A 23,073-nucleotide genomic window follows, 5' to 3' on the forward strand; every position below is an offset into this window, starting at 1 on the left:
ATTAACCCCGTGACTGTAAACGTATTTCACGCTCTGCTTCTGTCAATGAAGCCAGAAATGCGTCACGCTCAAATACACGCTGCATATAAACCTGAAGATCTTTGGCTCCCGGGCCGGACAACTCAACGCCCAGCACAGGCAAACGCCACAACAGTGGAGAAAGATAGCAGTCCACCAGACTGAACTCATCACTCATGAAGAAAGGCATTTCTCTGAAAATCGGTGCGATTGCCAGCAACTCTTCAGCAAGACGTTTCCGCGCAGCGTTGGCTTCCTGAGCACTTCCTTCCTGAATTTTATACATCAGGGAATACCAGTCTTTTTCAATTCGGTGCATCATCAGACGACTGGAGCCACGTGCAACAGGATATACCGGCATGAGCGGCGGATGCGGAAAACGCTCATCCAGATATTCCATTATGATGCGAGAATCATAAAGAGTCAGCTCACGATCTACGAGGGTAGGAACCGTTTGATAAGGGTTCAGATCAATCAGATCCTGAGGCAAATTGCCTGCTTCAACGTGTTCTATCTCAACGCTGACCCCTTTTTCCGCCAGTACAATTCGCACTTGATGGCTAAAAATGTCGGTCGGGCCGGAAAACAGAGTCATTACCGAACGTTTGTTGGCAGCGACAGCCATGAAAACCTCCAAGTTTATCTTAAAAAAGGAACGAACAGCCCTTCAATGCACAATGGCTATTCTCGCTCATATTCTCATCCGGCTTCGCACTTATTTATCCGAAGATTATAAAACAAGTCAGGCAAACGCATGGATAAGGCAAAAAATTGTCACTAGTCTACCAGATTTTGAACATTTTGTGGGGAAGTAGATTGAGAATTAATGATGATATATCGGAGTTCAGGGATTTATCTCTGTAATATGCTTTTTTTTCTGCAAAAAAAGTGCATTCACCAAGAAAATAAAACCCGGAAATAAAAAACCCGCCATAAAAATGACGGGTTTCAACATTAATCCAATGCCACCATAGTGACAGAAAATTAACGCTTGGAGAACTGTGGACGACGACGTGCTTTACGCAGACCCACTTTCTTACGTTCAACTTCACGGGCATCGCGAGTAACGAAGCCAGCTTTGCGCAGATCAGAACGCAGAGTCTCGTCATAAGCCATCAGTGCACGGGTGATACCGTGACGGATTGCGCCTGCTTGACCAGAGATACCACCACCTTTAACAGTGATGTACAGATCCAGTTTGCCCAGCATGTCAACCAGCTCAAGTGGCTGACGAACAACCATGCGCGCAGTTTCACGACCGAAGTAAACTTCGAGGCTGCGTTGGTTGATTACGATGTTACCGCTACCTGGCTTAATGAAGACACGAGCGGATGAGCTTTTGCGGCGACCAGTGCCGTAGTATTGATTTTCAGCCATTGCCTATAATCCCGATTAAATGTCCAGAACTTGTGGTTGCTGTGCCGCGTGGTTGTGCTCGCTGCCCGCGTAAACTTTCATTTTACGGTACATTGCACGACCCAGAGGCCCTTTTGGCAGCATGCCTTTAACCGCGATTTCAATGACACGCTCAGGACGGCGGGCAATCATCTCTTCAAAGGTCGCTTGCTTGATACCACCGATGTGGCCAGTGTGGTGATAATAGATTTTGTCAGCACGTTTGTTGCCGGTTACAGCAACTTTCTCTGCGTTAACAATAATGATGTAATCACCAGTATCAACGTGCGGAGTATATTCCGCTTTGTGCTTGCCGCGCAGGCGACGAGCTATTTCAGTTGCAAGACGGCCTAGAGTTTTGCCATCTGCGTCAACAACATACCAGTCGCGTTTTACGGTTTCTGGTTTAGCTGTAAAAGTTTTCATTAAAGCTTACCCAATTATAAGTTACACGTTGGTGAACGCTCGAGGTTCAGAAACTTTGTTGAGGTTCACACGACTCATGTCCAGCAAACCTACCCCTTCGAATAGCCTATGCCGGCACTAATGCAAGTTTTTTGGGAAATAAAAAATCTTGCTGTAACGTGGGGTCGCAAGATTATAGAGAAGTCGCTATAAAAAATCGACCCCAAATTCAATAATTATCTTATCCGTTGACGATACACCATATATTCACTACTCAAAAGCCAACCAAAAAGACGACGGATATATACCCTATGGATTTCGAGGTGCATCGCGGCGGAAAAGGAATAAATCCCGGAAGCATAGATAGCTATGTGACCGGGATGAATGAGTGCAGCCAACAAAGAAGCAGCTTGAAAGACGATGGGTATTGTCAGGGTAAATGCGGGCGCTGTAGATACTCCTCACTCTGCATCTCCTGTAAACGGGACAGGCAACGCTGATATTCAAAACGGAGTAACTCTCCCTGATAAATCGTTTCCATTGGCGCTTCGGCATTGATGATGAGTTTCACATGGCGTTCATAGAATTCATCAACCAGTGCAATAAATCGCCGTGCTGAGCTTTCATCCAGCTTGGTCATAACCGGTACGTCATGCAGTAACACGGTATGATAAATTTTAGACAGAGCAATATAATCCCGTTGGCTGCGGGGATCTTCGCACAGTGTTTTAAAACTGATTGCCAAAACACCATCGACACTGTTTATCACTGGCATATCACGATGGTTGACTTCCAGTACCAGAGCCGGTTCCCCTTCCCGTCCAGCCAGACGCAGGAAAACCTGATGCATCTCCTGTCGATTCTCTTCCGATAACGGCGTCAGATAAATATGAGCCTGAGTCAACGTTCTCAGACGATAATCGATACCCGCATCCACATTCATGACATCACAATATTTTTTGATCTGCTCAATGGCTGGCAGAAAGCGGGCTCGCTGCAAACCGTTACGATACAGTTGATCTGGAGGAATATTTGATGTTGCCACTAAAGCAATTCCCCGCCTGAATAATGCTTCTAGCAACGTACCGAGGATCATCGCATCGGTAATATCAGAAACAAAAAATTCATCAAAGCAAAGCACATCGGTTTGAGCCTTGAAACCATCAGCTACAATTTCCAGCGGATTTTCATGTCCTTGTAACTCAGTTAATTCTTCATGTACCCGCAGCATGAAACGGTGGAAATGCAGGCGCAGCTTCCTTTCAGTGGGTAAGCTCTGGAAAAACATATCCATAAGCCATGTTTTCCCCCGCCCTACACCACCCCACATATAAAGCCCCTGCACAGGCCGGATATATTCTTCTGATGAACGCCCTAATAGTTTACTCCACAGGCTTTTCAGTCCGCCTGAATTATCTGAACGCCCGGTATTTCTGGCAGCAGTCTGTAAGAGTTCATGGTGAATCATATCCAGACGGGCGACAGTATTACGCTGCACTTCATCAGGCTGATACTGCCCCTCGGATAATGCCATCTGGTAAAGAGACGAAGGTGTAATCGGTGACATTAATATAATAATCCTTAAAAATTTTTATTCCCGCCATATATACTCAATAGATTTCAATTGAGTATATACATTAGGTATAACTCACAGCCTATCATGACAAATTCGTATAAAATTAACACCTCAGGTGATAGATAAATTAATTAAATAATAATCAATATTCCACTCTGACTGAATTAGCGGTTATAGTGGTAGCTATGATGTTAAGAAAGGAGTTGCCATGACTTGGGAATACGCACTGATCGGATTAATTGTTGGTTTTATCATCGGAGCACTGGTTGTCCGCTTTGGCAGCACAAAACTGCGTCAGCAGAGTGCAGCACAGGCCGAACTGGAGAAAAACCGGGCAGAGCTTGAAGAATATCGCAAAGAGCTGGTCAGCCATTTTGCCCACAGCGCTGAGTTGCTGGATAATATGGCCCGGGATTATCGCCAGCTTTACCAGCATATGGCTAAAAGCTCCAATGAATTAATGCCAGATATGCCAATACAGGAAAATCCCTTTAATTATCGTCTTAACGAATCTAAGAACGATACCAATCAAGTTGTCACAGATATGCCTCCTCGAGACTATTCTGAAGGCGCATCCGGGCTATTTCGTCCCGCTCAGGAACAAAAACAGTAATGTTTCTTGCCGTGGTCATGATACGTGCCACGGCAGTAATTTTTATCTCATTGTATTTTAGTGTTTTTTTATTTTTACTCAGGTAAATCCCTGTAAAGACATTCGACAAAACGACATTATTAGTGAACTTTGCTGAATACTTGGTAGTCATAACTGCAACGAAACAATTATGCTTGAGACCTGTTCCGATAAGTGTTGTTTCTCTGAAAAACGAAATATCCTTATAGGTTCGGTGCTTTAAGTACGATTTCTTTTTCTGGCTTAGGTATGTAAGAGAACGTATTCAATGAAAAGTAAAAACACATTGCTCAGCGCATTAGCGATCAGTATTGGTTTATCTTTAGCTTCGGTACCCATGGTAAGTAATGCGGCTTTACCCGCAGCTATGGCCTCTCAGGAATTACCGAGCCTTGCTCCAATGTTAGAAAAAGTCCTTCCTTCCGTTGTTACCATTCATGTTGCCGGTACTGAAGTCCAGACTCAGCAGCTCCAGCTGCCAGAAGATTTTCAATTCTTCTTTGGTCCGGGCTTTCCGCCAATGGAACAGCAAAGAAGCCGCCCATTTCAGGGCTTAGGGTCTGGTGTTATTATTAATGCCGAAAAAGGGTACGTACTGACTAACAATCATGTCATCAATAACGCGGATAAAATTAAAGTCCAGCTGAATGACGGGCGTGAATATTCAGCCAAACTTATCGGCCGTGATCCACAGACTGATATCGCGCTTTTGCAATTAAAAGATGCTAAGAACCTGACAGCGATTAAATTTGCCAATTCGGATCAGCTTCGCGTTGGTGATTATGCTGTTGCTATCGGTAACCCATTCGGGCTGGGGCAGACCGTGACTTCAGGGATCATTTCAGCCCTTGGCCGTAGCGGCCTGAATCTGGAAGGTCTGGAAAACTTTATTCAGACCGATGCCTCAATTAACCGGGGTAACTCTGGTGGTGCCCTGATTAACTTAAAAGGGGAATTGGTCGGCATTAATACCGCAATTGTTGCACCCAGCGGCGGCAACGTGGGTATTGGTTTTGCGATCCCAAGTAACATGGCCAGAAATCTGGCAGACCAGCTAATCGCTCATGGCGAAGTAAAACGTGGCCTGCTTGGTATCAAAGGTACTGAAATGTCAGCGGAGATCGCCAAGGCACTGAATATTGACGCTCAACAGGGTGCCTTTGTCAGTGAAGTGGTGCCTAAGTCTGCTGCGGCTAAAGCGGGCATTAAACCCGGAGATGTACTGACCTCCATTGATGGTAAAAAAATTAATAGCTTTGCTGAGTTAAGAGCCAAAATCGGTACTACTGCACCAGGTAAAGAAATCAAAGTAGGTTTGCTGCGTAAAGGGAAACCCATGGAGGTATCTGTTGTTCTGGAAAATAGTGAATCCCCATCCACTAAGGCAGAAAAACTCAGTATCGCTCTACAGGGTGCCAATCTGAGCACCAGCATAGTGAATAATACTCCCGGCGTGAAAGTCGATACAGTTGCCAAAAATTCACCAGCCGCAATGGGCGGTTTGCAGAAAAATGATTTGATCATCGGTGCTAATAATGTTCGGGTTAAGAATATCAGCCAACTACAAAAGGTACTTGAAGGGAAGCCATCGGTTATCGCGCTGAATATCCTGCGTGGTGGTGACAATATTTACCTGTTATTGAACAATTAACCAATACGCCATTATTTTTCTGATGCAGTACACCAAAAGCAGACACAGCACAGGCTGTGTCTGCTTGCTTATGTGCTATGCTTTTTGAACTTATTGATTACTGAACACTGTTATGTTGATTAAATTACTGCGCTCCATATTGGCGGGATTACTTATTGCAGCAATTTTACTGGTTGCCATACCCTCACTGCGACCGGGTAAGTTAAATAATCTCCTGTACAGCGATAATAGCGAAAAGCCATCCAGTTATAGTCAGGGTGTTCGTCGGGCAGCACCTGCTGTTGTTAATATTTATAGCACCAGTATAGGTAGTTTCTCCCACGAACCCCGCGAACTGTTGCCATTAGGTTCCGGTGTCATAATGACTGAGCAGGGTTACATACTCACCAATAAACACGTTATTAACAAAGTGGGTTCTATTATCGTGGCATTGCAGGACGGGCGTTTCTACGAAGCGTTACTGGTAGGCTCTGATGGCCCGACCGATCTGGCGGTACTCAAGATAAATGCTGAAAATCTGCCGATTATTCCTATTAATCTGAAAAGGGCTCCTCATGTCGGAGATATTGTGCTGGCAATCGGCAATCCTTATAACTTAGGGCAAACAATTACTCAGGGTATTATCAGTGCTACCGGAAGAGTCGGGCTGAGTCCGACACGACGCCAGAATTTCCTGCAAACTGATGCCTCAATCAATAAGGGCAGCTCCGGCGGCGCGCTGGTTAATACATTAGGGGAACTGGTCGGCATCAATACTCTATCGTTTGATAAGTCCGAATTTGGCTCTACACCTGAAGGATTAGGATTTGCTATTCCCACTGCACTGGCAACGAAAATTATGCAGAAGCTAATCCGTGATGGCCGGGTTATCAGAGGATATATCGGTATTTCAACAAAAGAGCTACCGAATATTCGTTCGTCAGATACCCAAATCCATCAGATTCAGGGAGTACGTGTTTTTCAGCTTTTACCGGGAAGTCCTGCCAAGAAAGCAGGGATACAAGTGGGTGATATTATCATCAGTCTTAACCACAAACCTGCGCTTTCACCTGCCGAAATAATGGATCAGGTTGCAGAAATCCCCCCCGGCACAGTCGTTCCTGTTACCGTTTTGCGTGATGGACAGACACTTACCTTCAACGTTACGATTGAAGAATTTGAGGAATACTGAAACAGCATCAGAGTAATTCCTGGTAACGTAGCTAACACGATATTAGTAGCTACGTTACCGGAGGGTAAAAAATAAGTGTGGCCACCAAAGAGACGGCTCAAAAAGCAAAAGAGATATTACTTAATACGTTCGATATTGGCTCCCAGACCACGCAGCTTATCTTCGATATGCTCATAGCCCCGATCAATATGATAAATACGATCGACGATGGTTGTTCCTTCTGCAATACAGCCAGCAATAACCAGACTTGCGGAAGCTCGCAGATCTGTCGCCATCACCTGAGCACCTGATAACTTTTCAACGCCGTGGCAGAGTACAGAATTACTTTCAATCTCGGCATGTGCTCCCATGCGAATCAACTCAGGGATATGCATAAAACGGTTTTCAAAAATAGTTTCTGTGATCATCCCTGCACCTTCAGCAACAATATTCAGTAAGCTGAACTGTGCCTGCATATCGGTAGGAAAACCCGGATGTGGTGCGGTGCGGAATGTGACTGCTTTTGGCCGCTTACCATGCATATCAAGGCTAATCCAGTCATCACCGGTCTGAATGTCAGCACCCGCTTCACGTAATTTGGCCAGCACGGCATCCAGTGTATCGGGCTTGGCCTGACGACAGATAATCTTTCCGCGTGAAACAGCCGCTGCGATCAGGAAAGTACCTGTTTCAATGCGATCAGGCAATACGCGATAAACACCGCCACCCAGACGCTCTACGCCTTCAATCACGATGCGATCCGTACCTGCTCCGGTAATTTTTGCACCCAGCGTATTCAGGAAATTGGCCGTATCTTCGATTTCTGGCTCACGTGCCGCATTCTCAATGGTGGTTTTACCTTCCGCCAGCGTTGCTGCTGCCATAATAGTAACCGTTGCACCGACACTGACTTTGTCCATGACGATGCTGGCTCCTTTTAAGCGACCATCCACGGATGCCTTAACATAACCCTCATCCAGCACGATTTTTGCGCCAAGCTGCTCCAGACCGGTGATATGGAGATCAACAGGACGAGCACCAATAGCACAACCTCCGGGTAAAGAAACCTGTCCCTGACCAAAACGAGCCACTAATGGCCCCAGTGCCCAGATAGAAGCACGCATGGTTTTGACCAGCTCATAAGGGGCACAGTATTCATCGACAGCGCTGGCATCAACAAATACGGAACCCTTAACGCGTTCCACTTTCGTTCCCAGACGATTCAACAGTTTGATGGTGGTATCAATATCTTTCAGTTCTGGAACATTCTGTAATTCAACTGGCTCTTCCGCCAGCAACGCTGCGAACAGAATTGGTAATGCGGCATTTTTTGCCCCGGAAATAGTCACCTCTCCTGACAAGCAGGTCGGGCCTTTCACTCGAAATTTATCCATCTGTCATAATTCTCTTATTTAATTCAAAGTGTGCTGTTCGCGGCGAAGCAAACAACCTCAAAATCCCTGGAGTTTGCGGTCACGTTGCCATTGTGCTGGTGTGTAAGTCTTAATTGACAGGGCGTGGATACGATTATCAGCAATGTATTCCATCAGAGGTGCATAAACTGCCTGTTGTTGTTTTACCCGGCTCAGCTCAGCAAAAATTTCACCTACAGCAATGACCTGAAAATGGCTGCCATCGCCGCTGACAATCACTTCATCAAGTATCAATTTTTCCATTAATACCTGTTTAATCTCATTAGTATCCATATCTTGCTCACATTCGTCGTTAAAGTAATAGTAGATGCCTATCCTAATGGAATCCAGACGACTCTTAAACCAAGAAAAACGCCCTTATAAGACAATGACTCATAAGGGCGATAATTATACACTTCGTCTTTCAAGCTGCCTCTTTGTTGGCTACGCTCGCTCACCCCAGTCACATAGTGATCTATGCTCCCGGGGATTTACTCCCTTGCCGCCGCGACGCATCTTGAAATCCATTGTGTATATATCTGCCTTTCAGGTAACAGAGTTATCAACAACGCTCTGAAATCTGTCAGGTACAGGATGAAAACATTACATTTCTTCTGGTGAACGTCCTTTCTCAGGCGAATTATCAGCAAAGATACTTTGCAGACCATAGAGCGCAATCAGTATTTTCAGCCGCTCCCCTATGCCAGAAAATATCAGCGCCTTACCACTTTGCTGCCAGTCACCTTTTATGCGGACAAATAAGGCCATTCCCGTTGAATCCACATGTTCAAGGCCTGAGACGTCAATATTTTCAATTTGTGCCAGCAGACTGTCCTTTTGCTGCCAAAGAGGCAGCAAACTATCGCGATCCAGTGTACCTTGCAAAAACAGGGTACTCCCTGCCTGTTTCCAGCTAAGTGGTATTCTGTCAGAGGATTGAATCATCTGCCGGTTTTTCATTTCACCATTTTCCATATCACTATTTCCGTATCACTTGCGCTTTTCCAAAGTGATTGGAGCCTGTGCACTGATTTTCAGCTGTTCAGTCAAGCCATCGATACCTTTCTGACGCAGGATTTCCGACCACTCATTCTGCTTGGTAGTAATCATACTCACACCTTCAGCTATCATGTCGTAAGCCTGCCAATATCCGGTTTTACTGTTTTTACGCCACTGAAAATCCAGACGCACAGGAGGCTGACCGTTAGGGTCTGTGATAGTGACACGAATAGCGACAATATTTTTACCTTCTAACGGCTGCTCGGGAGCAATCTGATAATTCTGCCCGTGATACATTGCCAGAGCCTGACCGTAAGCCTGTGCCAGATAATCCTCAAATGCCTTAAAATAAGCGTCACGCTGTTCTGGTGTCGCCTGTTTATAGTAAGGCCCCAAAACCAGTGCGCCTGCATATTTTACCTGAACATAAGGTAATAGCTCCTGACGCACAATCTGGGGCAATAATTCCGGATTTGCCCGAATCTGTGGCTGTTCGCTTTTCAGACGTGAGAAGGTTTTTTCTGCCGCGTCTTTCATCAAAGCATAAGGGTTAGTCTGATCAACAGCACTGGCAAATGGTGCAATCACCAGTAAGGCAGCCATAAGTAATCGCTTAAACATAATTGCTATTTCTCCTAAACAGTGGATTGCGGGTTAGTGTACCTGTGCGGAAGGCTCAGATGATTTCTGATGATCGCCACTTCCGCTTTTGTACAGGAACTGACCAATTAAGTCTTCAAGAACCATTGCAGGCTTGGTGTCCTCAACACGATCGCCATTTTTCAGCATGGTGATCCCCAAATCAGGATCATCAAACCCGACATTCAACGCAACATATTGTTCACCCAACAGGCCCGAAGTCCGGATAGAAAGCGAACTGGAATTCGGAATATTGTCGTACTGCGTAAAAATATTCAGTTCAACCTGTGGAGTATAAGTTTTCTTATCGAGCCAGATTTTCCCTACCCGACCAATGACCACTCCTCCGACTTTGACTGGAGAACGCTCTTTTAACCCGCCTATATTGTCAAATGCAGCAATGACATGATAAGTAGTCTGACTGCCCAAAGATCGGACATTAGCGACCTTCAGGCATAAAAAAATGATTGCGGCCAGTGCAATTAAGATAAAACTTCCAACCCAAATTTCATTTTTCTTGCTTTGCATCGAATTAGTTCCCAAACATCAGTGCCGTCAGCACAAAATCCAAACCCAATACTGCCAACGATGCATGAACCACTGTACGCGTCGTTGCCCTGCTGATCCCTTCTGATGTCGGGACAGCATCATACCCATTAAACAGAGCGATCCATGTAACCGTGATAGCGAAAGCTAAACTCTTAATAAAACAGTTGAGTATATCTTTCTGCAATTCCACCGCTGATTGCATGGAAGACCAGAAAAAACCACCATCTATCCCTTTCCAGTCAACACCGACCATTGCTCCGCCCAGAATACCGACTGCCACAAAGATCAACGATAGCAAAGGCATACTGATAAAACCCGCCCAAAAACGCGGTGCAATTACCCTGCGCAACGGATCTACTGCCATCATTTCCAGACTGGAAATCTGTTCTGTCGCTTTCATCAGGCCAATCTCTGCGGTCAGCGCAGAACCGGCACGACCGGCAAATAACAGTGCAGTCACTACCGGACCTAATTCCCGCAACAGCGATAAAGCCACCATCATGCCAAGGCTGCCTTCCGCACTGAAAGTCCTCAGCACCAAATAGCCCTGTAACGCCAGAACCATACCGATAAACAAACCGGAAACCACTATAATCAGTAGTGACTGTACACCGATATTGTAAAGCTGCTGACGCAATAACAGCCACTGCTTAGCAGGCTCAGGCTTACCAATGATTGCACTGAACAGCATAAAACCGGCCCGACCGAATGAAGCAACAACTTCAATCGCACGCCTGCCCAATGTTGTCAGCGCCCGTGTTAACATCGACATTCAATTATCCTAGTAACGATTTATTAGTTAATAACTCGGTTTTATAATCCCCCGCCGGGAAACGGAAAGGCACCGGCCCGTCAGCAATACCATCAAGAAACTGCCGTACCCGCTGATCCTGATTCATTCTCAGTTGTTCAGGTGTCCCTTCTGCAATAACTTTTTTTTCAGCCACAATATAAGCATAATCAGCAATGCTCAGTACCTCAGGGACATCATGAGAAACCACAACACAGGTGACACCGAGCGCATGATTCAATTCATCGATCAACTTAACCAACACCCCCATCGTGATCGGGTCCTGACCAACAAATGGCTCATCAAACATGATTAAATCAGGGTCAAGCGCAATTGCCCTCGCCAGTGCCGCCCGCCTTGCCATACCTCCCGACAGCTCTGATGGCATCAGTTGAGCCGCGCCACGCAGCCCGACAGCTTCCAGTTTCATCATTACTGTAGTGTAAATTAACTCTTCGGGTAGATGAGTATGCTCACGCAAAGGAAAGGCAACATTGTCGAACACATTCAAATCCGTAAACAATGCGCCTGACTGAAATAACATGCTCATCTTCTTACGGACTTCATAAAGACGCTGGCGGGACAATGCCGGAATATTATCGCCATCAAACCAGATTTCACCGCGCTCAGGATGAATCTGCCCGCCCATCAAGCGTAACAGAGTCGTTTTTCCAATGCCGGAAGGCCCCATGATGGCTGTTATTTTCCCTTTCGGAACGGTCAGATTGATATCAGAAAAGATCGGGCGTTGACCACGGGTGAAAGACATGCCGCAGATTTCAATGAGATTTTCTGTTCGTTGACTCATTATTGATAGCCCTTAATCGTTGATAAACGGATTTCTTGCTGTTTCTTAATAATCAGTAATGCATACTACAAAAAATTTTTCCAATTTGCGTCAGCAAAGTGATAGCAAATTTTACTTTTTACCTTTCGGCCTTCAGAATATATAAATCTGACTCAACAAATATTTTTGTTTAAAAATCAACCGACGCTGTCATTGTGCTCAAATGAATTTTCTTTAAGGAACACAACATGTTTCTGACTATTTTACTGCTCATTACCGGGTTGATTTTACTGGTGTATGGTTCTGACAGATTAGTATATGGTGCTGCGATATTTGCCCGTACATTAAAAGTCCCTTCTTTTATTATCGGTCTGGTAATTATGGGCATCGGCACTTCTCTGCCGGAACTGATGATTTCTGTAACCGCGAGTCTGAATGGATTACCAGACATGGCGGTAGGTAACGCAATCGGTTCCAATATCACGAATCTGCTACTGATTACCGGCGCGGTGGCACTGATCCGCCCAATCACAGTACAATCGGAAATTCTGCGGCGGGAATTACCCCTAATGTTGCTAATCATGGCATTTGTTGGTTATCTGCTGTCTGATAACTATCTGAGTCGTCTGGATGGGATTTTTCTATTACTAACTGCCCTGTTTTTTATATCAATAATGATAAAAATGACAGCCAGTACCCAATCTGATGATGTCGACAGTTATACACAGGAAAGAGATGCAGAACTGCCCACCGAAGGTAATAACGGTATCGCGCTGCTTTGGGTTGTACTGGGTCTGCTTCTCCTACCGATATCCACCAGAATGGTCATTGATAATGCTTCCGTCATTGCACGAATTTACGGTGTCAGCGATCTGGTAATCGGGTTAACGATACTGGCGGTGGGGACAAGCCTGCCAGAACTGGCTACATCTATTGCCGCAGCCATTAAAGGTGAGAATGATATGGCAATGGGCAATATTATTGGCTCTAATATTTTCAACATTACCCTTGTATTAGGTATTTCCGGCGTATTTTCACCCAGCGTTATTTCATCCTATGCCTTTTCCCGGGATTTTTGGATCATGATGGCAGCAAGTGTACTATTCACGGTATTCTGTGTGAGAAGAAAACATCGGTTTAATCGGTTGAGCGGTGCACTATTACTCAGCTGTTTTATCGCGTATTTTATTACGCTTTTTGTGATGCAGGGTGATTAATATCCGGTGATGAATGTTTGGTGAACGTTATTTGATGATCAGTATTTGATAGTTAATGTACTGAGTAATTACCGGTTGTAATGGGAATAAGTGGGAGTAGAAATGCCTAAGATCGATTTTCAGCAAGCAGGTAAAAGAGTATTACATCTCGAACTCGAAGGATTAGCGGAATTAGAGCAATACATCAATGATGATTTCAGCAGAGCCTGCGAACTCATGTTTAGTTGTGAAGGTAAAGTCATTGTAATGGGGATGGGGAAATCCGGCCATATCGGACGGAAAATCGCGGCAACCTTTGCCAGCACCGGAACACCTTCATTCTTTGTCCATCCCGGCGAAGCCAGTCATGGTGATCTGGGTATGGTGACACCAAAAGATATCGTACTGGCTATCTCCAACTCAGGCGAATCTAATGAAATCCTCGCACTTATTCCGGTACTCAAGCGGCAAAAAGTTGCTCTTATTTGTATGACAAATAACTGCAACAGTAATATGGGCAAAGCCGCTGATGTGCATCTGTGCATCAAAACCCCGCAGGAAGCCTGCCCGCTGGGGTTAGCTCCTACCACCAGCACAACAGCAACACTTGTTATGGGTGATGCACTGGCTATTGCCCTGCTGGAAGCCCGTGGTTTTACTCCCGAAGATTTTGCACTTTCTCATCCAGGCGGTGCACTCGGGCGTAAATTGCTGTTGCTGACCAGTGAATTAATGACTACCGGAGACGATATTCCCCGCGTTCCCCGCACAGCCAGCCTGCGTGAAGGGCTGATAGAAATCACCCGGAAAAAACTGGGTATGACGGTTATTTGCGGTGATGATATGCAGATCGACGGTATTTTCACTGACGGGGATCTGCGCCGGGTGTTTGATATGGGGATTGATTTGAATAATGCCAGAATTTCTGACGTGATGACGACGGGCGGGATTCGTATCAAGCCTAATACTCTGGCCGTTGATGCTCTGAATCTGATGCAATCACGCCATATCACCTCCCTGCTGGTCACAGAAGGTGACACACTACTCGGCGTATTACATATGCACGATCTGTTACAGGCTGGCGTTGTATAAAAACCGTCATATAAATCTAACAGACCTGTAATCCGGGTCTGTCGCAGACTATGAATAGAGAAATGTCTAAATGAATCAAAGCACCTATCTGGATACCTGTTATGGCCCGGTTAATGCAACAGTTATCGAAAAAGCCAGTAAAATACGTCTGTTGATCTGTGATGTTGATGGTGTGATGTCAGATGGCCTGATATACATGGGTAATCAGGGTGAAGAACTGAAAGCCTTTAATGTACGTGATGGTTACGGCATTCGCTGTTTAATCACTTCCGGCATCGAAGTTGCCATTATTACCGGCCGTCAGGCTAAACTGCTGGAAGATCGTGCAAAAACTCTTGGTATTACACATCTTTACCAAGGTCAGAACGATAAGGTTTTGGCGTATCAGGAACTGTTGGATAAACTAGCGCTTCAGCCTGAACAGGTTGCCTATATCGGCGATGACCTTATTGATTGGCCCGTAATGGCGAAAGTCGGCTTATCTGTTGCCGTAGCAGATGCCCACCCGCTACTGCTGCCCAGAGCGGATTATGTAACTCGGATTGCCGGTGGTCGTGGTGCAGTCAGAGAACTTTGTGATTTGGTGCTTTTTGCTCAGAACAAGCTGGAAGATGCCAAAGGTTTATCCATATAAAACATGAACTGAAAAAAGAATGAGCAGAACTCAATCCTGGCTGATCGCAATACTGACTTTAATCGTGCTTGCATTGATTGGCTGGAATTTATCCAATTCAAATGAAGACACCTCATCACCTGTTTTGGATGAGGGTTATCCTACCTACCAAACACAGGAAGCCACTACCTTTGTTTATGATCCGGAGGGTAAACTGGTTTATAAGCTGGAGGCAGATGATGTTAAGAATTATACAGAAACAAAGCTGACCTGGTTTACCAAGCCGGTATTAACAACTTTTGATGCTAACAGTCAACCCACACCACCACCGGAAACATGGACAGTACAAGCCAATAAAGCAAAACTTACCCATGATAATATGCTCTACTTATATGGCGATGTTCAGGTAGATAGCCTGAACGATGCATCACAGCTTAAACGTATCACAACAGAAAACGCGACCGTCAATCTTGTGACTCAGGACGTGGCATCCGATGATAAAGTCACATTAGAAGGTGTCGGTCTGAAATCTGTTGGTATGAAAATGCGCGGCAATCTGCGAGATAAAACTGCCGAATTGATTGACAAGGTGACAACTCAATATGAGATTCCACATGAAGAACCTAATCCGTAATACCTTTATTGCCAGTACGCTGGTTGCAGTCAGCCTGCCTGCACTGGCACTGAAAGATGATACCAAAAAGCCCATTACCATTGATTCCGCCAGACAATCACTGGATCTGACCGGGAACATTGCCACATTTACGGATAATGTTATTGTAAAGCAGGGTTCAATTGATATTCATGCTGATAAGGTTGTTGTCACCCGTCCTGACGGAGATTCAAAAAAAACGGTTATTGAAGCCTATGGTAATCCGGCAACATTTTATCAATTGCAGGATGATGGAAAACCTATCAAAGGCCATGCCTCGAAGATGCGCTACGAAATGGATAATGAGCTGATTACGCTAACAGGTGATGCTTACCTTGAACAGCTCGACAGTAATATTAAAGGCGATAAAATCACCTATTTAGTGCCGACACAGCAAATGGAAGCCTTTAGCGATAAAGGTAAGCATGTTACCACCGTCCTGTTGCCTTCTCAGTTACAGGAAAAAGGCCCAGGTGTTAACAATACCGGTGCTAACAGCACTGAAGTTCAGAAAAAGAGTAAATAACGACGTATGGCAATATTAAACGCAGACAATCTGGCAAAGTCCTATAAAGGCCGTAAGGTTGTTGAGGATGTCAGCCTGAAAGTCAAATCAGGTGAAATTGTGGGCCTGCTTGGGCCGAATGGTGCAGGTAAAACTACAACTTTCTATATGGTCGTTGGTATCGTGCCACGTGATGCAGGTACAATTACCATTGATCACGAAGATATCAGCCTGCTACCTCTGCATGAACGTGCCCGCCGGGGCATCGGCTACTTACCTCAGGAAGCTTCCATCTTCCGGCGGCTGAGCGTATACGATAACTTAATGGCTGTTCTTGAAATCCGTAAGGATATCAATCAGCAACAACGTAAAGAGCGCGCTGAAGAGCTGATGGAAGAGTTTCATATTTCCCATTTGCGTAACAATCTTGGTCAATCATTATCCGGTGGTGAACGTCGCCGCGTGGAAATCGCCCGTGCTCTGGCAGCAAACCCTAAATTTATTCTGCTGGATGAACCTTTTGCAGGTGTTGACCCAATTTCCGTCCTTGATATTAAAAAGATCATTCAGCATCTGCGGGATTACGGTCTGGGTGTCCTGATTACTGACCATAATGTTCGTGAAACACTGGATGTTTGTGAGCGCGCTTATATTGTCAGTCAGGGGCATCTGATTGCTCACGGCACACCAGAAGACATCCTTAACAATGAACAGGTTAAACGCGTTTATCTGGGTGAAGGCTTCCGTCTTTAAGACTGATTGTCAGTTAAAATTCAGGAAAATAAGCAGTTTAAGAAAAATAGTAGTTAAATAGCAGTTCAAGGGCACTAATACCCAATGGATTTCAAGATGCATCGTGGCGGCAAGGGAGTAAATCCCCAAGAGCATAGATAACTATGTAATTGGGGTAAACGAGCGCAGCCAACAAAAAGGCGGCTTGAAAGACGAAGGGGGATTCAGTTCAGGAGGAAGTGAAAACGCTATGAAGCAAAGTTTGCAACTCAAACTCAGTCAACAATTGACGATGACGCCACAACTTCAGCAGGCAATCCGTTTGTTGCAACTTTCTACACTTGAACTTCAGCAGGAGATCCAACAGGCTTTGGAAACAAACCCCCTGCTTGAACAGGAAGAGACACTTCAGGAAATTGATACTCAGGATTATTCTGATACCGAAACAGCGGTTATGGATACCCGCGAAGCCCTTGAACAAAAAAATATGCCTGAGGAATTACCCCTCGATACCAGTTGGGATGAAATTTACAGCGCAGGCCCATCTTCGGGAATCCGAAATGACTACAGTGCGGATGATTTTCCCGTTTATCAGGGGGAAACCACCCAGACACTGCAAGACTATCTGACGTGGCAGGCTGCGCTGACCCCCTTTACTGAAACCGATGCAGCCATTGCCACCTCAATCATTGATGCTATTGACGAAACCGGCTACCTGACCGCTTCTGTCGAAGATATTCTTATCAGCATCGGCAATGATGAGCTGATGCCGGAAGAAATCGAAGCCGTACTCAAACGTATACAACATTTTGACCCTATCGGGGTCGCAGCTCGTGATTTGCGGGAATGCCTGCTAATCCAGCTTTCGTTGTTGCCGATAGAAACGCCCTACCTGAACGAAGCAAAACTGGTTACTAACAAATATCTTGAACTGTTGGGCAACCGGGACTTCCGAAATTTATTGCGCCAGAGCAAATTAAAAGAAAGCGCACTGAAAGAAGCCATTGCTATCATACAGTCACTGGAGCCACGACCCGGCTTGATGGTAAATACCGGTGAATCCGAATACGTGATCCCCGATGTACTCGTTCAGAAAGAAAATGAACGCTGGCAGGTCAGGCTGAATACAGATAGCATTCCCCGTCTGTGCATTAACCAGCATTATGCGGCACTGGGGCAGCGATCTCAGAGCGAGGATGACAGCCTGTTTATCCGCAATAATCTACAGGAAGCCAAGTGGCTGATAAAAAGTCTTGAGAGCCGCAATGAGACATTACTAAAAGTCAGTAACTGCATTGTGGAGTGGCAACAGGATTTCTTTGAGCATGGCGCAGAGTACATGAAACCACTGGTACTGGCAGATATTGCCTATCAGGTTGATATGCATGAATCTACCATTTCCCGTGTGACAACTCAGAAATATTTGCATAGCCCTCGGGGAATTTTTGAATTGAAATATTTTTTCTCCAGTCACGTTAATACTGATAGCGGAGGCGAAGCCTCTTCTACAGCAATACGGGCACTGGTGAAAAAACTGGTCGCGGCAGAAAACCCGGCCAAACCACTGAGTGACAGTAAACTGACCAGCCTGCTTACCGAACAGGGTATTCAGGTGGCACGTCGGACTGTCGCCAAGTACAGAGAGTCGTTATCCATCCCGCCTTCGAACCAGCGCAAAAAACTGGTTTGAACAATAATGGAGAAGCACACTATGCAACTCAATATCACCGGTCACAATATTGAAATCACTGATGCACTACGCAACATTGTGAATACGAAATGCGGCAAACTGGTTCAATATTTCGATAAGATTAACCTTATTCAGGTCATCCTCCGGGTGGAAAAAGTACAGAAAATCGCTGAAGCCACGGTGCATGTCAATGGAGGTGAGTTGCATGCAAGTTCAGAGCATGAAGACATGTATGCGGCAATTGATGCACTTGTTGATAAACTGACTCGTCAATTGACCAAACACAAAAGTAAATTAAGACAACATTAATAGCTTTCAGACAACAGGGCTGTCATAAGATTTTCACTGTTCTATCTGCAACCAACAAATGGCCTTCAGGCTGCCTGTGCACCTGAAGGCTTAACGCTAATAAACAGTGTCTCAGTACCCGTGTCTGGACTCAGGCATCCGGTATTAACGCCCAAAGCGAATAAAGAAATGAACAACGAAACAGATTTACCACTAAGCTCAGTGCTTTCATCCGAGTGTACGCGTAATAACGTACCCTGTTCGAGTAAGAAGCGCGCCTTAGAGATTATCAGCGAGCTGGCATCAAAGCAGCTTAATTTGCCAGAGAATGCCGTATTTGACGCCATTCTTTCCCGTGAGAAAGTAGGGACAACCGGTATTGGCAACGGGATCGCCATTCCTCACGGCAAACTGGAAGCCGAAGATTCAAATAATGCTGTTGGTGTATTTTTACATCTGGAACAACCGATTACTTTTGATGCTATTGATAATCAGCCTGTTGACTTGCTGTTTGCTTTATTGGTTCCATCTAATCAATGTCAGGTACACTTACATTCACTTTCATTGATTGCAAAGCGTCTTTCAGATAAAAATCTCTGTCGTCGCCTGCGCGCAGCACAAAGTGATGAAGATCTATACAAAATCATTACTGAATAAATAACAATTATAATTACCGTTACAATTGATTGTTGAAAAACAATATACCCGAAAGGTATAAAAAAACGCCGATGGCTCTGATGAGCCACAGAGACACAAAGGGGAGTCATTTCATGGTGCTGATGATAGTCAGCGGTCGTTCTGGTTCTGGTAAATCCGTAGCCCTGCGTGCTCTGGAAGATATGGGGTTCTACTGTGTGGATAATCTGCCGGTAGTACTCCTTCCAGAGCTGGCCAATACACTGGCTGAACGTGATATTTCAGCGGCAGTCAGTATTGATGTACGAAATATGCCGGAATCCCCAGAAATTTTCGAAGAAGCACTGACAAAATTACCGAACAGTTTTTCACCACAGCTTCTGTTTCTTGATGCAGATCGTAACACACTGATCCGTCGTTACAGTGATACCCGTCGTCTGCATCCGCTCTCAAGCAAAAACCTGTCACTGGAAAGTGCCATCGACAAAGAGAGTGATTTACTTGAGCCTCTGCGTTCCCGGGCAGATCTGATTATTGATACTTCTGAGATGTCAGTTCATGAACTGGCTGAAATGCTCAGGACGCGCTTATTGGGCAAACGTGAGCGTGAACTGACCATGGTATTCGAATCTTTCGGCTTCAAGCATGGTATTCCAATTGATGCCGATTATGTTTTCGATGTGCGTTTCCTGCCAAACCCGCACTGGGACCCAAAACTTCGCCCTATGACCGGGTTGGATCGCCCGGTGGCTGCGTTTTTGGATCGTCATACCGAAGTTCATAACTTTATTTACCAGACCCGTAGTTATCTTGAACTCTGGCTGCCGATGCTGGAAACCAATAACCGTAGTTATCTGACAGTTGCCATTGGCTGTACCGGTGGTAAACATCGCTCAGTTTATGTCGCAGAGCAGTTGGCTGATTACTTCCGCTCCCGTGGTAAGAACGTTCAGTCACGTCACCGCACATTGGAAAAACGTAAGTAACCTGAATAAGTAACCTAATAACTATACCCTATGGATTTCAAGATGCATCGCGGCGGCAAGGGAACAAATCCCCGGGAGCATAGGTAACTATGTGACTGGGGTGAATGAGCGCAGCCAACAAAGAAGCAACTTGAAAGACGACGGGTATAAGTAGCCGAATATAAGGCAGGCCATGACCGTCAAACAGAGACTTGAGATTAAAAACCGGCTCGGGATGCATGCCCGGCCTGCCATGAAACTGCATGACCTCGTGCAACAGTTTCAGTCTCAGGTTATTCTGCGCAACAGCAACAATGTTCAGGCTGAAGCTCACAGTGTCATAGCCATGCTGATGCTGGATTCCGAGCAGGGAAGTTATATTGACGTTGAAGCAACCGGAGTTGATGAACAACAGGCTCTGTCAGCTATTGTGGCATTATTCAATTCCGGTTTTGATGAAGAATAAACTTACACAACTTTATCCCCTGTAGCATAGCGTTTCACTATCCCGATTTTCTCCATTTTTTCTCTTTTTTCTCATTCAGTTAATAACACCTGACTTCCTTTCTTCTCTTAATACTGCCTGCCAACCTACAAGAACAGAAACAAACACCATATTTAAAACCAACAAAAGATAAAATAACATTCATATATTCTGATTATAAATACCTGAACAAAGAAATATTGAGAAGATATTTTAATTAGATAGATTAAATGTTCTGACTATTTATAAATAGTCTCCATATGGCAATAAATGTTACATATCAATAATTTAACCCAATGAAATTAGTTTAGAAAAAACTTATCATTAGCGGGATTTAATACACAAAGAATTATATGTACAGTTCATAAACTGGAGATTTACTTCATGCGTTTTAATAAGACTACATTGGCTATCTTTCTTGGACTAACTTTATGTCAGGGAGTAGCTCAGGCAGCACCCGTACTTTCTTTAGATAATACACAGGCAGAACGTATTGCCGCCAGCAACAATGCCTGGGTGGAAATCAACACCACCACTTTCGAAAACAATATCCACACCCTGAAAAAAACGCTGAACAAAGACACCAGAATATGTGCAATTCTGAAAGGTGATGCTTACGGTCATGGTCTCGGTCTACTGATGCCATCAATTATTAAAACCGGAGTACCTTGTGTCGGTATCACCAGTAATGAAGAAGCCCGCATCGTGCGTGACAGCGGTTTCACCGGTCAGCTTGTACGTGTCCGCGCAGCGATGGTAGATGAAATCGAGAACACTCTGAATTATGACATGGAAGAAGTGGTAGGTGATCTGGAAAGCGCCAAAGCCATTGACGCTCTGGCTAAAAAACACGGTAAAGAGATTCGTGTTCATTTAGCGCTGAACACCGGCCTGATGAGCCGTAATGGGCTGGAAATGAAGACTGAGCAGGGCAAACAAGAAGCACTGCAAATTACTCAGTTACCAAACCTGAAACTGGTTGGCATCATGAGCCACCATGCTCTTACTGATCTGGATGTGATCCGCGACAGTATTAAAAATTTCAACGAACAAACGGCCTGGCTGATCAAAGCAGCAAATCTGAAAAGAGACGAAATCACGCTGCACGCCTCCAGCTCATTTGCATCACTGAGCATTCCAGAAGCTCAGTTTGATATGGCTCGCGTTGGCAGCGCACTGTACGGCATACTGCCAGCCAGCCACCCTGAGTTCAAGCCTCTGATTCAGGTGAAAACCCGCGTGGCATCTGTTAAACCATACCCTAAAGGCAATGGTGTCAGCTACGACAATACCTACACCCTGAAACGTGATTCTGTACTTGCTAATCTGCCGGTAGGTTTCTCTGATGGTTTCAGCACTACCATGTCAAATAAAGCTTATGTTCTGATTAACGGTCACCGTGCTCCGGTTGTTGGTCGCGTTTCCATGAACACCGTTATGGTTGATGTCACTGATCTGCCTGAAGTTAAGAGTGGTGATGAAGTCGTGCTTTTCGGTAAGCAAGGTAACGAGGAAATTACTCAGGCTGAGATTCAGAAATGGAGCGGAATGCACATTGTTGAACTGACTTCGATCTGGGGAGAAACTAACCCGAAGATTACCGTCACTGGCTTATAATTTCTAACCTGTCATAATATCTGGCTGGTACTTGTTTCATTAGCAACACCAAACAGTTCGTGATCATGATCTCTTTATTTTCATGGCAGAACAGCCTAATATCACTTTAATCACTTTGAAAATAACACCCCCCTCCTTGCGTTGCGGGGTGTTATTTTGTATTGAGCCTAATTTGGAGCGTGGTATGAAAAAACCAAAAATCATTATTAATGAATTAGATGCAGAACGTTTAGATTCTCTGTTAGAACAGGCGGCATTTGCCAACACCAGCATTGCAGATGCATTGAACGATGAACTGGATAGAGCGGAAATCGTACCGCCGACAGAAATCCCTGCTGATGTTGTTACTATGAACAGTGAAATTAAATTCATTGATTTTAGCAACAATGAGGAACGCATCCGTACTCTCGTTTATCCGGCATCACTACAGGACAGCACAAAACAGCTATCCGTCATGGCACCTTTAGGCGCTGCACTTTTAGGTCTGCGGATTAACGATGAAATCACATGGGAATTGCCGAATGGTGAAAAAACCCGGATAAAAGTATTGGAGATACTTTACCAACCCGAAGCAGCGGGCGAATACCACCGTTAACTCACA

General features: G+C 45.0%; 27 protein-coding genes. 16 read left to right on the top strand and 11 right to left on the bottom strand.

Translation table 11 applies throughout. The features are described 5' to 3' along the window. Nucleotide 1: 1 nt before the first annotated feature. The 4 genes from sspA to zapE form a co-directional block, all read right to left on the bottom strand. Nucleotides 2-643: a stringent starvation protein SspA gene (sspA, locus tag Xinn_RS08950; RefSeq protein WP_086954480.1), complete on the bottom strand. Its 642-nt coding sequence runs from the start codon at nucleotides 641-643 to the stop codon at nucleotides 2-4. 359 nt (nucleotides 644-1,002) lie between these two features. Continuing rightward, nucleotides 1,003-1,395, bottom strand: coding sequence for a 30S ribosomal protein S9 (gene rpsI / locus Xinn_RS08960; RefSeq protein ID WP_012990148.1), 393 nt, complete (start codon nucleotides 1,393-1,395; stop codon nucleotides 1,003-1,005). A gap of 15 nt (nucleotides 1,396-1,410) precedes the next feature. Continuing rightward, a complete protein-coding gene (gene rplM, locus Xinn_RS08965; RefSeq protein WP_086954482.1) occupies nucleotides 1,411-1,839 on the bottom strand; it encodes a 50S ribosomal protein L13 in 429 nt (142 codons plus the stop codon). Between the two features lie 409 nt (nucleotides 1,840-2,248). Continuing rightward, a complete protein-coding gene (gene zapE / locus Xinn_RS08970; RefSeq protein ID WP_086954483.1) occupies nucleotides 2,249-3,385 on the bottom strand; it encodes a cell division protein ZapE in 1,137 nt (378 codons plus the stop codon). A 217-nt stretch (nucleotides 3,386-3,602) separates the two neighbouring features. Here zapE and zapG point away from each other — a divergent pair, with 217 nt between their 5' ends. The 3 genes from zapG (at nucleotide 3,603) to degS (ending at nucleotide 6,847) form a co-directional block, all read left to right on the top strand. Continuing rightward, on the top strand, nucleotides 3,603-4,007 hold the full coding sequence (zapG, locus tag Xinn_RS08975; RefSeq protein WP_086954484.1) for a Z-ring associated protein ZapG: 405 nt from the start codon (nucleotides 3,603-3,605) through the stop codon (nucleotides 4,005-4,007). Between the two features lie 286 nt (nucleotides 4,008-4,293). Continuing rightward, nucleotides 4,294-5,676, top strand: a complete 1,383-nt coding sequence (gene degQ / locus Xinn_RS08980; protein WP_086954485.1) for a serine endoprotease DegQ — start codon at nucleotides 4,294-4,296, stop codon at nucleotides 5,674-5,676. Between the two features lie 112 nt (nucleotides 5,677-5,788). Then, nucleotides 5,789-6,847 (top strand): outer membrane-stress sensor serine endopeptidase DegS, encoded by a 1,059-nt coding sequence (gene degS / locus Xinn_RS08985; protein ID WP_086954486.1) that lies wholly within the window; start codon nucleotides 5,789-5,791, stop codon nucleotides 6,845-6,847. A gap of 116 nt (nucleotides 6,848-6,963) precedes the next feature. On the opposite strand, the gene murA is transcribed toward degS, so the two are convergent. From murA to mlaF, 7 genes are all read right to left on the bottom strand, one after another. Continuing rightward, the gene (gene murA / locus Xinn_RS08990) at nucleotides 6,964-8,220 is read right to left on the bottom strand and encodes a UDP-N-acetylglucosamine 1-carboxyvinyltransferase (RefSeq protein ID WP_086954487.1); all 1,257 of its coding nucleotides are present in this window, start codon (nucleotides 8,218-8,220) and stop codon (nucleotides 6,964-6,966) included. Between the two features lie 57 nt (nucleotides 8,221-8,277). After that, nucleotides 8,278-8,532: a BolA family iron metabolism protein IbaG gene (gene ibaG, locus Xinn_RS08995; RefSeq protein ID WP_086954488.1), complete on the bottom strand. Its 255-nt coding sequence runs from the start codon at nucleotides 8,530-8,532 to the stop codon at nucleotides 8,278-8,280. A 309-nt stretch (nucleotides 8,533-8,841) separates the two neighbouring features. Next, nucleotides 8,842-9,213 carry a lipid asymmetry maintenance protein MlaB gene (gene mlaB, locus Xinn_RS09000; protein ID WP_244590174.1) on the bottom strand — a complete coding sequence of 124 codons (372 nt, stop codon included), beginning with the start codon at nucleotides 9,211-9,213 and terminating at the stop codon, nucleotides 8,842-8,844. Nucleotides 9,214-9,228: 15 nt separating this feature from the next. Beyond that, entirely contained in the window at nucleotides 9,229-9,858 is a 630-nt protein-coding gene (gene mlaC, locus Xinn_RS09005; RefSeq protein WP_086954489.1) for a phospholipid-binding protein MlaC, read from the bottom strand. A gap of 33 nt (nucleotides 9,859-9,891) precedes the next feature. Continuing rightward, nucleotides 9,892-10,404, bottom strand: a complete 513-nt coding sequence (mlaD, locus tag Xinn_RS09010; RefSeq protein WP_086954490.1) for an outer membrane lipid asymmetry maintenance protein MlaD — start codon at nucleotides 10,402-10,404, stop codon at nucleotides 9,892-9,894. Between the two features lie 4 nt (nucleotides 10,405-10,408). Next, the gene (mlaE, locus tag Xinn_RS09015) at nucleotides 10,409-11,191 is read right to left on the bottom strand and encodes a lipid asymmetry maintenance ABC transporter permease subunit MlaE (protein WP_086956514.1); all 783 of its coding nucleotides are present in this window, start codon (nucleotides 11,189-11,191) and stop codon (nucleotides 10,409-10,411) included. 10 nt (nucleotides 11,192-11,201) lie between these two features. Further along, nucleotides 11,202-12,023 carry a phospholipid ABC transporter ATP-binding protein MlaF gene (mlaF, locus tag Xinn_RS09020; RefSeq protein ID WP_086954491.1) on the bottom strand — a complete coding sequence of 274 codons (822 nt, stop codon included), beginning with the start codon at nucleotides 12,021-12,023 and terminating at the stop codon, nucleotides 11,202-11,204. 227 nt (nucleotides 12,024-12,250) lie between these two features. Between mlaF and Xinn_RS09025 the strand changes: the two genes are divergently transcribed. The 13 genes from Xinn_RS09025 to rnk all read left to right on the top strand — a co-directional run bounded on the left by Xinn_RS09025 (nucleotide 12,251) and on the right by rnk (nucleotide 23,067). Next, nucleotides 12,251-13,219, top strand: a complete 969-nt coding sequence (locus tag Xinn_RS09025) for a calcium/sodium antiporter (protein ID WP_086954492.1) — start codon at nucleotides 12,251-12,253, stop codon at nucleotides 13,217-13,219. Nucleotides 13,220-13,321: 102 nt separating this feature from the next. Next, the gene (gene kdsD / locus Xinn_RS09030; RefSeq protein ID WP_086954493.1) at nucleotides 13,322-14,290 is read left to right on the top strand and encodes an arabinose-5-phosphate isomerase KdsD; all 969 of its coding nucleotides are present in this window, start codon (nucleotides 13,322-13,324) and stop codon (nucleotides 14,288-14,290) included. Nucleotides 14,291-14,360: 70 nt separating this feature from the next. Further along, the gene (kdsC, locus tag Xinn_RS09035) at nucleotides 14,361-14,924 is read left to right on the top strand and encodes a 3-deoxy-manno-octulosonate-8-phosphatase KdsC (RefSeq protein WP_086954494.1); all 564 of its coding nucleotides are present in this window, start codon (nucleotides 14,361-14,363) and stop codon (nucleotides 14,922-14,924) included. Between the two features lie 19 nt (nucleotides 14,925-14,943). Then, nucleotides 14,944-15,537 carry an LPS export ABC transporter periplasmic protein LptC gene (gene lptC / locus Xinn_RS09040; protein WP_086954495.1) on the top strand — a complete coding sequence of 198 codons (594 nt, stop codon included), beginning with the start codon at nucleotides 14,944-14,946 and terminating at the stop codon, nucleotides 15,535-15,537. Further along, nucleotides 15,518-16,081 carry a lipopolysaccharide ABC transporter substrate-binding protein LptA gene (gene lptA / locus Xinn_RS09045; protein WP_086954496.1) on the top strand — a complete coding sequence of 188 codons (564 nt, stop codon included), beginning with the start codon at nucleotides 15,518-15,520 and terminating at the stop codon, nucleotides 16,079-16,081. Before lptC ends, lptA begins: the two co-directional genes overlap by 20 nt. Nucleotides 16,082-16,087: 6 nt before the next feature. Continuing rightward, the gene (lptB, locus tag Xinn_RS09050) at nucleotides 16,088-16,813 is read left to right on the top strand and encodes an LPS export ABC transporter ATP-binding protein (protein WP_086954497.1); all 726 of its coding nucleotides are present in this window, start codon (nucleotides 16,088-16,090) and stop codon (nucleotides 16,811-16,813) included. A gap of 229 nt (nucleotides 16,814-17,042) precedes the next feature. Next, nucleotides 17,043-18,482: an RNA polymerase factor sigma-54 gene (rpoN, locus tag Xinn_RS09055; protein ID WP_086954498.1), complete on the top strand. Its 1,440-nt coding sequence runs from the start codon at nucleotides 17,043-17,045 to the stop codon at nucleotides 18,480-18,482. Between the two features lie 21 nt (nucleotides 18,483-18,503). Further along, complete coding sequence (hpf, locus tag Xinn_RS09060) at nucleotides 18,504-18,791, top strand: ribosome hibernation promoting factor (protein ID WP_086954499.1); 288 nt, start codon at nucleotides 18,504-18,506, stop codon at nucleotides 18,789-18,791. A gap of 168 nt (nucleotides 18,792-18,959) precedes the next feature. Continuing rightward, a complete protein-coding gene (ptsN, locus tag Xinn_RS09065) occupies nucleotides 18,960-19,427 on the top strand; it encodes a PTS IIA-like nitrogen regulatory protein PtsN (RefSeq protein ID WP_086954500.1) in 468 nt (155 codons plus the stop codon). 113 nt (nucleotides 19,428-19,540) lie between these two features. Next, a complete protein-coding gene (rapZ, locus tag Xinn_RS09075) occupies nucleotides 19,541-20,392 on the top strand; it encodes an RNase adapter RapZ (RefSeq protein ID WP_086954501.1) in 852 nt (283 codons plus the stop codon). A gap of 172 nt (nucleotides 20,393-20,564) precedes the next feature. Then, nucleotides 20,565-20,837 carry a PTS phosphocarrier protein NPr gene (gene npr / locus Xinn_RS09080; RefSeq protein ID WP_086954502.1) on the top strand — a complete coding sequence of 91 codons (273 nt, stop codon included), beginning with the start codon at nucleotides 20,565-20,567 and terminating at the stop codon, nucleotides 20,835-20,837. A gap of 402 nt (nucleotides 20,838-21,239) precedes the next feature. Next, on the top strand, nucleotides 21,240-22,472 hold the full coding sequence (gene alr / locus Xinn_RS09085) for an alanine racemase (RefSeq protein WP_086954503.1): 1,233 nt from the start codon (nucleotides 21,240-21,242) through the stop codon (nucleotides 22,470-22,472). Between the two features lie 184 nt (nucleotides 22,473-22,656). Next, nucleotides 22,657-23,067 carry a nucleoside diphosphate kinase regulator gene (gene rnk / locus Xinn_RS09090; protein WP_086954504.1) on the top strand — a complete coding sequence of 137 codons (411 nt, stop codon included), beginning with the start codon at nucleotides 22,657-22,659 and terminating at the stop codon, nucleotides 23,065-23,067. The last annotated feature ends 6 nt before the right edge of the window (nucleotides 23,068-23,073 follow it).

It is taken from the genome of Xenorhabdus innexi (genome assembly GCF_002632485.1).
Classification (GTDB): domain Bacteria; phylum Pseudomonadota; class Gammaproteobacteria; order Enterobacterales; family Enterobacteriaceae; genus Xenorhabdus; species Xenorhabdus innexi.